Origin of the sequence: Acetobacter fabarum (assembly GCF_011516925.1) — a bacterium.
GTDB lineage: Bacteria > Pseudomonadota > Alphaproteobacteria > Acetobacterales > Acetobacteraceae > Acetobacter > Acetobacter fabarum.
In genome coordinates, this window is the sequence record NZ_WOTG01000016.1 from 25838 (window position 1) to 37805 (window position 11968).

General features: G+C 60.4%; 10 protein-coding genes and 1 pseudogene. 5 read left to right on the forward strand and 6 right to left on the reverse strand.

The features are described 5' to 3' along the window. Positions 1–103: 103 nt before the first annotated feature. The 5 genes from GOB83_RS12800 to GOB83_RS12820 are packed head-to-tail and all read left to right on the forward strand — an operon-like array spanning position 104 to position 6835. On the forward strand, positions 104–1444 hold the full coding sequence (locus tag GOB83_RS12800) for a GTPase-associated system all-helical protein GASH (RefSeq protein ID WP_165926355.1): 1341 nt from the start codon (positions 104–106) through the stop codon (positions 1442–1444). A gap of 3 nt (positions 1445–1447) precedes the next feature. Beyond that, positions 1448–2419: a TRAFAC clade GTPase domain-containing protein gene (locus GOB83_RS12805; protein WP_165926356.1), complete on the forward strand. Its 972-nt coding sequence runs from the start codon at positions 1448–1450 to the stop codon at positions 2417–2419. Then, positions 2416–3246 (forward strand): TRAFAC clade GTPase domain-containing protein, encoded by an 831-nt coding sequence (locus GOB83_RS12810; RefSeq protein ID WP_165926357.1) that lies wholly within the window; start codon positions 2416–2418, stop codon positions 3244–3246. The genes GOB83_RS12805 and GOB83_RS12810 overlap by 4 nt, the downstream gene beginning before the upstream one ends. Before the next feature lie 17 nt (positions 3247–3263). Further along, positions 3264–5738, forward strand: a complete 2475-nt coding sequence (locus GOB83_RS12815) for a GAP1-N1 domain-containing protein (protein ID WP_165926358.1) — start codon at positions 3264–3266, stop codon at positions 5736–5738. A gap of 29 nt (positions 5739–5767) precedes the next feature. Further along, positions 5768–6835 (forward strand): caspase family protein, encoded by a 1068-nt coding sequence (locus GOB83_RS12820; RefSeq protein WP_165926359.1) that lies wholly within the window; start codon positions 5768–5770, stop codon positions 6833–6835. Between the two features lie 257 nt (positions 6836–7092). Here the strand turns inward: GOB83_RS12820 and GOB83_RS12825 are convergent, their stop codons facing one another. The 6 genes and pseudogenes from GOB83_RS12825 to GOB83_RS12850 form a co-directional block, all read right to left on the reverse strand. Further along, a complete protein-coding gene (locus tag GOB83_RS12825; protein WP_194301398.1) occupies positions 7093–8460 on the reverse strand; it encodes a glycoside hydrolase family 28 protein in 1368 nt (455 codons plus the stop codon). Positions 8461–8522: 62 nt separating this feature from the next. Beyond that, positions 8523–9893 (reverse strand): hypothetical protein, encoded by a 1371-nt coding sequence (locus tag GOB83_RS12830; RefSeq protein ID WP_165926360.1) that lies wholly within the window; start codon positions 9891–9893, stop codon positions 8523–8525. 331 nt (positions 9894–10224) lie between these two features. Next, positions 10225–10608, reverse strand: coding sequence for a type II toxin-antitoxin system VapC family toxin (locus GOB83_RS12835; protein WP_048845228.1), 384 nt, complete (start codon positions 10606–10608; stop codon positions 10225–10227). Further along, positions 10605–10943, reverse strand: coding sequence for a type II toxin-antitoxin system Phd/YefM family antitoxin (locus GOB83_RS12840; protein ID WP_174766870.1), 339 nt, complete (start codon positions 10941–10943; stop codon positions 10605–10607). The genes GOB83_RS12835 and GOB83_RS12840 overlap by 4 nt, the downstream gene beginning before the upstream one ends. 8 nt (positions 10944–10951) lie before the next feature. Further along, positions 10952–11590: a tyrosine-type recombinase/integrase gene (locus tag GOB83_RS12845; protein ID WP_048845230.1), complete on the reverse strand. Its 639-nt coding sequence runs from the start codon at positions 11588–11590 to the stop codon at positions 10952–10954. Positions 11591–11857: 267 nt separating this feature from the next. Continuing rightward, positions 11858–11968 (reverse strand): annotated as a pseudogene (locus GOB83_RS12850) (IS5/IS1182 family transposase); the annotation flags it as partial.

Genomic DNA, 11968 nt, shown 5'->3' on the forward strand with positions numbered 1-11968 from the left:
GAGGCGGCAGTCCACTACTACTGATGGCGACACAGGGATTTTGAGCTTCTCTTCGCCGCTTTGTTTTCTAGAATAACGAGATTAGGCATTTGGGGGTGGCAGCGTGGGCGACAGAATACTTCAAGGCTTCCTAAACAGGGGGCTGATCGACGTCGGTGGCGACGACGCCAAGCTCGACAAACTTAATCAAGCGGCAGGTGACCTAGCTGCCGCGCTAAAGAACAACCCGTCCAAGGCGCTCGGCTTCTCGCTCATCGCGTTCGACCCCGACGCACCCGAGGCCGACCCCGTCGTGCAGGAGGCCTTGGCCGCTCTACAAAACCGGTGGACGACATACCGCAACACTTTCTCGGCTACGCCGACTGCAGTAGTCCGTGCCATGCTGCTCGATGCTCTCGTCGCGGCCGCGGCGGAGGACGACCGCGTTGGCGTTTGCTTTGTCGCCTCGGCCCGTAACGCGTTGCCGTTCATGCCTGTCGACAATGAGCGTGAGATCTGGATCAGCATCGTCGAGGAGGTCGAACGGCGCGTCGACCTCCGCGCGGAGGCGGAGTGGGCCACGCCCGACTCAATCTCGGTCCAGCCGATAAAATTCGACGTACCGAAGCTCACTGCGCCTGAGGTCAGGATCGCGAAGGTTCCGAAGGACAGCCTGCAGACAGGCATGATGGCCGCCGCCGGCCCGACGGGTATCAATCAGCAGGGCGGTGCCGTCCACACCCACGGGAACCCGCATTGGCCGCAGGGTCATCAATTATGGGTGGGAGAGTTCGGCCTGCGCGCCGGTACTACGATTGCGGAAGCCATTGACACCGCGCTCAGCGAAATTCAGGTTAGCCAGCCGGACCTGGCTCAGCCCTTCGCAAAGCTCGCCGAGACAGTTTCCGGCCACGTCGACTCGACGCTGAAAGCCGTCAGCGCGGCAACCGCTGGGCTCCAGCGGCGCACTAACCTGCTCTGGTGGCGAGAGGCGCTATTCTCGCCATCGGTCGGCAAGAGCTACCGGACACTCCCGCCCTCCGTCGCCGCCGCGCTGATGGCGCTCGACCTTTTCGACGCCGTTCCGCTCTTCTCACCCGCGAGCGTCTCCGCTTTTCTGGGTGAGGCGGTGCTGCGCCTCGGAGGAACCGCCGATGGCGGGAAGCGCACCGTGCGCGATCTCGTCACGGAAGCACAGGACGAGGCCACGCTCGCCCCGCTGCGCACCGCCGCCGCGAAGCTGGCGGCCGAACCGGTGGGACGCGGTCCGCTGCTCGCCATGATCGGCCACCCTACGCACACCGGTGCCAGGGACGCGGAAAGCTTCCAGCAGCTGACTGGTGTTCCTGCCACCTCCGAGCTGGATACGGTCGCATGGTCCGGCTGGGTATTCCGTGAGCTTCAGGCATCAAAGGCCGCGACCGACGCCTCGCCTGCGAGGCGCAACGCCGCTAGGAGGGGCTGAGCGATGGAGAAGTGTGCGCGGTCAACGTGCTTCGTCCCAGACACCGGATGCGATCTCGGCCACACTGACCTCTCGAAATGCCCAGTCTGGCATGGCGGCAGCGCCGCTGACATTGTTACCTCAGACGACCTGTCGGGCGAGATGCTGATGCCCTGGTCTGGAAGCGCTTTCGGGCTGGCTGACCTAGGCTTCGTGTCAGGGCGCGCCAAGCCGATCGTCGTTGGCGTAGTCGGGCCGCAGAATGCAGGCAAGACTACACTACTCGCCGCATGGTATCTTCTGCTCGGCCGAGGGCTCGCCATCCCGGAGAGACGTCTGTTCGCCGGATCCTACACGCTCTCCGGATGGGAGGCAGCGGCGGGCGCTATGCGCTGGACACCGGGCCAGCCGCCGCGCTTTCCGCCGCACACCACGAGCCGTGGCGGCAGAGCGCCTGGGCTCCTTCACCTGACTTTCCGCGACGAGGAGAGCGGGGCGCAGCTCGACTACCTCTTTACCGACGCACCGGGCGAGTGGTTTCAGCGCTGGGCGATCAACACGGATTCGGCAGAAGGCGCCGGCGCACGCTGGGTGTCCGACCATGCCGACGCATTCATGGTCGTCGCCGATCGCGAGGCGCTCGCCGGTGAGGCTATGGGCTCGGCTCGTGGTTCGCTCCAACTTATTGCCAAGCGGCTAGGCGCGGAGCGCGGCCGCCGTCCGGTCGCTCTTGTTTGGACCAAAGCCGACGTTGAGATCGCGACCGAGATGGAGGAGGCCGTCCGCGGTGCCGTTTTGGATGCGATGCCGGACGCTACCGAGTACTCCGTTAGCGTGCTCGGCACCCCCGACACGGACCCGCTCCTCAACAAGGGCATCGGCCTGACCGAACTCCTCCAGTGGGCGCTCGATGTTCGACGACCGGGCGTCAGTCTGCCCCCACCTGCGTCCACGTCCGCCGACCCACTGTTCATCTACGGGACTAGGAAGCTGTGACCGGACTCTCTAATTCCATTCTCCTCATCGGCGAAAGCGGCGTGGGGAAGACGCACTACGGCGCGCAGCTGCTGAGACGCTTGATGCGGGTCAAGGGCGCGCTGCGGATGAACGGGGCAGCTACTAATCTTGAGGCGTTCGAGACCGCGCTCCAGAGCCTCGATGAAGGGCGGGCCGCCGGTCATACAGCGCGCACGGTGAACGTCGACAGTGTCTGGCCGGTGATCGATAGCGGCGGCCGGCAGGCTGACCTTATCTGGCCGGAATACGGCGGCGAGCAGGTAAAGTCGGTAATCGAAAACCGGCGTCTGCCTGACGCGTGGCAGAAGCGCGTGGACGGGGCTGACGCTTGGCTACTTCTCGTTCGACTGCAGCAGGCCATCGTCGGCGACGACATGTTTTCAAAGCCGATCGCAGACTTAAAAGGCGCCTCGGTCGAGAGCCGGGAAGTGCACCAATCCGATCAAGCCCGGCTGGTGGAGCTGCTGCAGATGCTGCTTTTTTCCTATAGATCGACCGCAAAGGCGCAGCGGATCCCGCGACTCGGAGTGCTCCTCACCTGTTGGGACGAAACGGCGACAGCTCAGACGCCGGCTGAAGCGCTCGGCAGCAGGCTACCCTTGGTCTCAGCGTTCGTGCGATCAAACTGGTGCCAGCCGTTGATCATGGGACTTTCCGCCCTTGAGCGTCCCCTCAGCCCGACCACGCGCGACATGGACTACGCCAGCAAAGGGCCCGAGCACTTCGGATACGTCATCGAAGCAAACGGTACGAAGAGCTCTGACCTTACCCTGCCCATCCACCACCTGCTAAACGCCGGTAGTTGAAGGGGCGGAGAGCGTAAATGCGCGTAGACCAAGCGATATACGGCTCCGTCCGAAACGGGCATGGGCTCAAATGCGCAAGCGGTGACCCGAGGCTTGCGGCCGACCTCGCGCAGCGGCTCGACTTACCGGATACCGAGCCGCTGGGCGCTAACTGGTCGCCATTCACATCCGGGTTCCCCTCGCGCGACAAGTATGTACTCGCGAGGACGTTTAGCGACCCGACCGTCGGTAGGTCGGGCATGGTAATCTCTCATGCCCTCATCTGCGACCTAGCCGAGATCGTCGGTATGAATGACCTGCGCCCGCTCCTCGCGCACCTCATAACGTCTTCCGCTGCTGCGCCCGACGCCGTCGAGCCGCTCGACGTCTCGCCAAGTCAAGGCATGCCGCCTGCCTCGCCTGACTTGGCCGACGCCGCACAGGCGCTAGTCGCTCGCGGGAACGGCCCCGTGGTTCGGATCGGGTCCGTCGGATTCGAGGAGCTCATCGTCGCGTTGTGGGGACGGCTCTGGCCGACGCTGCGTGGCAAGCTCTATTTCCGGCTGAGCTTCAGCCCAAAGGACGTCGTGGAGAACCCCGGACCAACGATCGTCTGCACCCCGGCCTCGCTCATCGGCCGTTGGCAGGATCAGCGAATCATCGGCCGCAACGTGGTCGGCGGGCTCAAGGCCGCAGGCATGATCGACGGGTCGCCCGACGGCAATGACCTGCTTGCGTTCGGAGAGCGGATCGGCGCCGAACTCGAAGGCTTCCAAGACCTGCAGCTCCTCGAGCATGCGCACGCAATGGCGATGGCAAGCCCCGACACCGTCGCGCGGCTCGTCTCGGCCGCCCGGCTTGTCGAGCGGCTCTCGCCGGATCCGTCGCGCGGCGCGGCGGAGAAGGAGGCCATCATCGGACGCCTCTTGCGCGCGCTCCCCGACGCGACGCCTTCCGAGATCCTGACGTTGCGCAACCTTGCGCTCCCCGGCTTCGCAACCAGTAGCGCCCTGTGGCAGGGCCTGGAGGACTGGCTGGTAGATAGCGGCCATCCCGCCTCACATGACGCCGAGGCGGTGACCATCGTCACCGACGCGCTCGTCGGCACCGACGCGGTCGCGCCGTGGCGCGCCGCTGCCCGACACGGACTGGAACGCTCTTCGACAGCTCCCGGCGGGGCGTTTGCCGCCGCATTCTGGCGCTGGGCCAAGGCCGCCTTCAGGACGTCGCCGCCGCTCGTCGCGTTGGTCGCCGCGAACTGCAAGGCACTCGACGCCGTCGTCGCCGCCGCCCCGACCGAACTCGATCCCGCTACCGCGAAGCCAATCATCGAGGCCGCCGCGCGATCTGGGCTGCCCCGGTTGCACGCAGTCACAGCCAGCGGCAGTATGAGGCCGGCAGACGCAGCGCGGGCCCAGAGCACGGCCGATAAGGGCGCCGACCCCGCAGCGATGCGGCTCGCGCTGCGCCGCGCGAAGCCCGACGAGCTTCTCGACGTCTTCGCCGACGTACCCGACGATCGAGTGCTGACGATCGCTGGCGAGGCTGTGGCCAAGGACCCGAAGCTTTTGGCGCGGCGTGACATGTCTACTGTGGCCAACCGCCGAATTTGGGCGGCGTCGCTGAAAGAAAACCCTGCCGCGTGGGACGGGCCGGCCGAACCTCGCAAGGCGTTTGACCAGCTCCTCACAGAGCAGATTGATGGCGCCCACCCGCCGACCGAGCTCCTCGACCGGCTATCGACCACACCGCTAGCGGACGTCACGTTGCTTCCCCGCAGAAACGAACTCTGGGCGAAGCTGCCCGCCACTATCCGCGACCGCCTGCTTGTCGCCACCGTCGACGCCTGGTTCGCGCGTTTCGGCACCGACGCGAAGGAATCCGCGCTCGAAGCCCCGCTTACTGACCGGATCCTAGTCGACGCGAGGCTCGGACGGCTCCTCGACCGAGTAACCGCGCTCAGGATCGCCGAGGGCCTCCGTCTAGTCGACGCGCTGGGCGGCCTAGACGCCCGTAGGTTCCGCACGTGGATATTGACCGCCGTCCGGTCGAAGCGCCCGCTTTCCTCGGCCGACGCCGAGCTCATCGGGCGCGCGCTCGCGGCGCGGCGGCGGCGCGACATCGTCTCCGAGTTTGTTGCCCTTTATCGCGACGGGCGCGGCGACCTCGCGCCGGCACTGCGCCAGTGCATCGACCTCGTCGGTTTCTGGGATAAGATGTTCTTGGACCTCTCGTCCGTCAGCAGCGCTGAAAAGTGGCACTCTCTGGTGGAACTTGCCGCGGAACTCTACCCGAAGGGGCCAGACCAGGAGGTGCTCTGGTCGCGCGCCGGCGGGCGGGACTCGGACCTGCGCCACCACGGGACGGGTAAGGAGCGGTGGCATAGCGCGCTGCGCGATATCCAGAACGGCCGACCGCCGCGCATCTCGAAGCTGATTAGAGAGATGCGGGTTGACTACCCCCAGAACACCAACCTCAGCATGCTGGCCGACGATACCCTGTTCCGCGGTTGAACGGGAACACGCTGATTATGGAGACGAGCATGCAGTTCAACCAAGGCCGGGCGCTCGTAATCGGCGTCGCGGACTATGAGGAGGTCCGGCGCCTGCCCGAGGCCGTCCTTAATGATGCGCGCGACACCGCCGATGTGCTGAAGTCGCCGTCGTACTGTGGTTATCCCGATGCAAACGTGACGGTCCTCACCGATGGCCAGGCGACGCTCGCGGGCATTCGAAAGGCGCTCGCTGACCTCGCCGCGAAAGCGACGGTCGACAACACCGTCGCGATATTCTTCTCCGGCCACGGCACGCGCGTCGGATCGGGCGGTAAGATGACGAGCGCGCTCGTCCCCTACGACTGCAAACGGAGTGACCTCGCGGGCACCACGGTTGGCGAAGCCGAACTTTCTGCCGCGATCGCAGCGATCAAGGCACCGCGCGTCCTGGTCATAGTTGACGCGTGCCACGCGGCCGGCGCGGCCACACTCAAGTCCGATCTTGAGGAGGTGGATGACGACGGGCTGGACGCGGGCTTCGACGAAAAGTCGCTGCAACAGCTGGCGAGCGGGACCGGCCGAGTCATTTTCGCCTCGTCGCGCGCGACCGAAGTGTCGCGCGTCCTAAAGGGCGAGCGCAACAGCGTCTTCACGACCGCCATGCTCGCCGGCCTTAAAGGCGCCGCAGCCACCCCGGGCGACGGCACGATCCGGGTGTTCGACCTGTTCAACCACGTGTCCGAGACGGTTAGACAGGCCGTGCCGGGCAGGCAGCACCCGATCTTTAAGGCGTCCGAACTCGAAGAAAACTTCCCCGTTGCGCTCGCCCTCGGCGGGACCAAGTCCCTCGCGTCCCATCACGCAGTACGGGAGCGCACGCTCGAGCAGATCATGTCGGACCTGTTCCCGGCAGGCCCGACGGATCAACAGATCTGGCTGCGTGCGGGCGGCGACATGGCCAACCTCACGCTCGTCGGGAACGGACGGTCGCAATGGTTCTCGGCGTTACGATTGCTGTCGCAGGGCGGCGGCGGCCGCAATATTACTCGCGAAAGCCTGATCGACGCGGCACTGGAAGAGTTTCCTGGCCACCGCGAACTGGGAGCGCTGCGCTGAATTCAGCGGCGCGCATTGTAAGTGTCATGCGGCATACCCGTTAAGTATGATTCTACTTGGCGGCTGAGATTCAAACCTCGACTTGGTAGAATACATACGCGAGTTCGCTATCCGCCTTTACCGGCGGACCATGGGATGTTTCATGTCCGCTACGCGAAAAGCGGTCCGAGCAACTGTATGTCTGAGAAGAGGCGATTGCCGCCTGTCTACTGTGTTTTTTCTGAGTCGACAGACGGTCAATCATGACAAGTAAAAACTCATCCATGAGCGCTTCTCTCATCCGGGCAGCGCAGGTCTGATCCCCCCATGTGCACACCAGATCCACACTGAAGAACTGGAGGCATTTGGACTGTGAGCGTGCTTCCAGAGGCACGTCCGCTAACATGACTAAGCTGAAGGCCTTTCCGAGCCGACAGTCGAATATTTCTCAAAGTGAGCCCCTCAATCGGTGCCTCGGGCAAACCCAACACAACACCCGCAGTCTCCGCATTTATCGCCGTCAGATCTGTAATGGTGACATCATGAATATGCGGGGTCGTTGATGTTACCGGAGCAGCAGGATCTGCCATCGAGAAAGTCTGCTGCGTTCCCCCCGGCTGCCCTGCATAATAATCACTGATCGACAGCGGCACCCGAACATGGTCCATCGTCAAATGTTCCGCGATAATCCAGCCAATATCTCCGCCACGATCTCGCCCAGACTTAATCCGCAGTCCGGACAGCGTGTTCTTAAACGAGACGTCAGATATTCTAATATGATGGGCACCATTGGCCAGTTCGCTGCCAATAGACAGGCCGTGCCCTTCGCCAAAGCGAGACTGTGTAATGCTGATATCGCTCGCCGCTCGTCCCGGCTGCGTCAAACCCGATTTGATGGCGATGTTGTCATCCCCTGTCGCAATATCGAGAGTGCTCATCGTGACATGATCCGAGGAGACAAGATCAATACCATCGGTATTCCGAGACGAGGCCGGGTTGCGGATCGTGAGATGATCGACCTTGATCTGGCTGGACTCCCTGACAACGACCGTCCACATTGGAGAATTGGTCGCCGTAACGCCTGAAATCCGTCCATGCTGCACATGCGAAAACTCAATCAGCCAGGGGCGGGGCAGGCCATTAGCAGCAGGAACCCCCGGATAGTCTGGCCCGTAAGGTAAAGGACCTGAGGTCTGCGTCTTGTGCGCCTGCACGGCTTGAGGCCACCAGACAGTAGCGCCATTCCCATCAATATGGCCCTGGCCGGTTATAGCCACGTCCTGAACATCAATCGCAGAAACAAGGGCTTCACCGGGCTGCGCTGCTTTCCCCAGAAAGGCCCAGTGGAATAGACGCGTGTCCGCACTTCCCAGAAGGATACTTCCCTTCTCCAGATTCAGCGTGACATGGTTTTCGAGAGATAAAGGACCGCTCAACCATGTTCCTGACGCCAACGACACCACGCCACCACCTGCCTCGCTACAGGCTGTAATGGCACGTTGAATGGCCGGACCGTCATTGGTGCGGCCATCATGCCGTGCACCATAGGTAACAGGATTACAGCGAGACGAAGCGGCATGACTGGGTATGGGCGTGCACAACAACGCCGCGACCACTCCACCTAAAATCAGCCCCGCGTCTCTCATAGAGCGGCTGCCTAAAACACATCTTTGGTCCGACTGATTGCGTTTTTGAGCAGCGCTCCCCGTCACTTCCGCAGCCCCTTGATACCCAGCTCTTCCCACATCCAGTCAAAGCTGAAAGAGGCCCCTGCCCCCTCAAGCCCCAGGCCTGCTGTCGTGGCTTCAATCTGCTTCAACCAAGCCGCGACTTTCTTCTTCCCCGCCGCTGTTTTAACAGCCTGCCTCGGCGTGACATGCCCAAGCCCCGGAACAACCTCATCCAGAACACGGCGATAATGCTGCTCCAGAACAGCAGCCAAAACTTCCGCCTCTTCTTCGAGCGGGATCTCGTCTTCAAGCACGTCCCCCCGGCCAGAGGTCCGCTGCTCTTCTATAGCCTGCTCGGCAGTCATAATCTGTGTCAGAGGATATCCAATCAGACTGCCCAAGGCGTTGCGGAGTAAAGCCGTGCCTTGCTCAGCCCGCGTTTCTGAGTTGACCTGCAATCTCAGCTGACGGCCTTTCAGTTCCAGCGTCCCCAGAACAAGACCACCACCATCCAACGTCGTACTCAAAAACTGAGCTTTGCTGTCTTCTGCCTTAGAATTGGCCTCAGGAATATGGTCACCCGCCTGACGCGTCCAATTCCAGATCATGCGCCCCGCATGCTGCAAACAGGAGATCGTATTCAAAACCTCGGCAATGCTCTTCTGGGTGCTTCCCTTGCTGAGAGGAAAACATACGTCATGAAAGACTAGGTCTTCGCCATCGCCGTTAAACAGAACGGGTGGCTCGGAGGCGCTCACCATGTTTTCCATGGTTCTAAAGAGCCAGGTCAGCGTGAAGACCGGAGCCAGATCACGGAGCACATCTGTTTTGATCTTTGGAAACTCAGCCTGACCTCGCTTACGCTTGAGAACATCGCGCAAATTCTCAGCCAGATCTTCGCAAGCCTGCGGAGAATATGCCAACAGACTCCCTGCCAAAACCATTTTCCCGTCTTCGGGAACAAGACGTGCCGCGATGCGCTCCCAAGGCTTCAGGGACTGTGTGGCTGAGCGTTCATGCACCAGAACGGGATCACCACCCCGCAACAGGTCACGCACCATCATGCTTTGACCCGGCACGATCTGCGAAACCTCATACAGGCTCATGACGGCCTCTTTGAGGCCCCGCATATAAGCGCTTTTGCGTGGACCTTCTTTCCAGCCCCGTCGTTTCAGATAGACCTCAACAAAATTTTCGTTATCCCAGTCCTGCCCCAAGAAATCTTCGAAGGCACAGCCCCAGAGTGACATTGCCGCACCCTGCCCCAAGATATCTCCCAGGTCTTCGAAGCTGATATCCGCCGCCTCTAAAGCCGGTCCCAAATGCTCACCCAACACCTCTTCAAAGCAGGATTGCCACTGATCCTGCTTCAGATATCCGATAAGCCCTGTCAGATTGTCAGCGTTCATAAATGCGACGACTTTCACTATTTTTCTGCGGCGGAACGGCAAACACCATGTTTACCCGAGAGCCTGACTCAAAAAGCGGTCTGATTGATTTTTCGCATCATTCTGCGTATATAAGCAATAATGAGACATGCCTGTGAGGCCTGGGGATTCGGCAAACAGCATCGCCTTATGGAAACGCGTGCTTATCTCCCCGATTTTACCTTAAAATTATAAATCTCACTATCGGCCCAACCCGCCTGCAAGAGATCATGCGGCTCATGTCCGTTATGCGGAAAGCTGTTCGTCGGTGTGTATGTCAAATATGAGCTGTGTTCTGACGGCAGTTTCTGCTTCACGAACAGCGTATTCTCTTGATGGGGTAATGATCCATTTGTCCGTCTTCCGAAAGAAATGTGGCGTGTTCAGCTTGCGCCTGCGCCATAAGGAGATGGTCAAACGGATCACGATGATGCAGAGGCAAAGACATCAGGATCTGCAGGTGTTCGGGCTGTATTTGTAATAGAGAGAAACCTTCTTCAGGAATGGCTGCCAGAATATCGTTCATATCCGCATCCAGTTTTCCGATACGGATTTTGATCGCAATCTCCCATAATGACACGATACTCACCAGAATATCGTGGACTGGATCCGCAATAGTCTCCCGTGCAGTCTCACCCAGCCGGTCGGAGTCCGAAAGCCACCACAGCAATGCATGCGTATCGAGCAGAACCTTCACAAGTCGCGTTCCATACTTTCAAGAACGTCGGGAGGTGTCTGATCAAAATCTTCGCTCATTCTGATCCGCCCGCGAAGAGCTCCAGGCTGACGACGCGGTCGATAGGAAGGAGCGGGCGGACGCAGTTCAGCAACGACCTGATCATGAGACGTCACGAGGATTGTGCTGCCCTGTCTGACCTGACGCAGATACGCTGTCAGGTTTCCTCGGAACTCTCGAACTCCGATTTTCTGTGGTGATGGTGCGTTATCTGAAAGATGCTCGCTCATGGTCTCCTCCTTGTGTGTCATCATAACATGTACACACAAGGAGGAGGTAGAGAATTCCTGAGGCATATTCAATTTCAGAGATCAGTGGCTTCCGACAGTGCCAGAGCGTCCTCTACATCCACCCCAAGGTATCGAACCGTACTATCCAGTTTTGAATGACCCAGCAGGATCTGCACAGCTCGGATATTGCCGGTTCGTTTGTAAATCATGGCAACCTTAGTCCGGCGGAGCGAATGAGTTCCATATTCCCCGGGGATAAGTCCTATCGCCTGAACCCATTGATCCAGAAGCCGGGCGTATTGCCTTGTGCTCAGGTGAGCTTTGGCGCTTAGGCGACTTGGAAAAACATACTCATTCAAGCCACCACCTCGATGTTCCAGCCACGCCCGCACGCTTTCCCGCGTTGTTTCTGTAATTTCGAATTGCACAGGTCGCCGGGTTTTCTGCTGGACGACCATGGCTCGGTGGCGCACCTGACCACTGGTCACGATGTCGCCGATACGAAGGCTGACAAGATCGCAGCCTCTGAGTTTGCTATCGAGAGCAAGATCAAACAAAGCTCTGTCTCTGACACGCTGTTCGCTCCCCAGCCAGAACCGAATAGCCCAGACGTGCTTTTCTTTGAGCGCCCGCTTGGCGCCAACCATTTTTCCTGCATTCCAAGGCACGGACGCCTTCAGCGTAGGCGATGGAAAACGCGTTTTCTTTTCCATGATACTTTCTCCTGATCAGCTGCACATGCAGCAATCAGAAGTCTGGAGGAGGACATCGGCGGATAACGAGAATTATCGCCGACCGTCCGCTTTTCGGAAACTGGAACGGCTCTTCTTTTGACCGAGATGTAGGCGTAAGCCTCCTGTCGGCTATTTGAGCTGTTCGGACCAGATGGAAACAGACAGCTAAGGATATCTGGATATACGCTTGGCCTGGGGCAGGAGAGTTTTGAACCGTGTTAGCAGGAGACGCATAAACGCATCGCTAAACAGCCCCGTCTGTGACTTCTGATCGGCAAAGACATGCTCGACACGCGAGCGGATGACCGACTTTCCAGCATTTGATTTCTGGATATGCCGGGGCATAGGCTTGAGATG

What these genes read in the sequence shown, in the direction of transcription:
- GOB83_RS12805 (WP_165926356.1), top strand. Translation starts at nt 1,448, where the DNA reads ATGGAGAAGTGTGCGCGGTCAACGTGCTTCGTCCCAGACACCGGATGC.
- GOB83_RS12815 (WP_165926358.1), top strand. Translation starts at nt 3,264, where the DNA reads ATGCGCGTAGACCAAGCGATATACGGCTCCGTCCGAAACGGGCATGGG.
- GOB83_RS12820 (WP_165926359.1), top strand. Translation starts at nt 5,768, where the DNA reads ATGCAGTTCAACCAAGGCCGGGCGCTCGTAATCGGCGTCGCGGACTAT.
- GOB83_RS12825 (WP_194301398.1), bottom strand. Translation starts at nt 8,460, where the DNA reads ATGAGAGACGCGGGGCTGATTTTAGGTGGAGTGGTCGCGGCGTTGTTG.
- GOB83_RS12830 (WP_165926360.1), bottom strand. Translation starts at nt 9,893, where the DNA reads ATGAACGCTGACAATCTGACAGGGCTTATCGGATATCTGAAGCAGGAT.
- GOB83_RS12840 (WP_174766870.1), bottom strand. Translation starts at nt 10,943, where the DNA reads ATGCCTCAGGAATTCTCTACCTCCTCCTTGTGTGTACATGTTATGATG.
- GOB83_RS12845 (WP_048845230.1), bottom strand. Translation starts at nt 11,590, where the DNA reads ATGGAAAAGAAAACGCGTTTTCCATCGCCTACGCTGAAGGCGTCCGTG.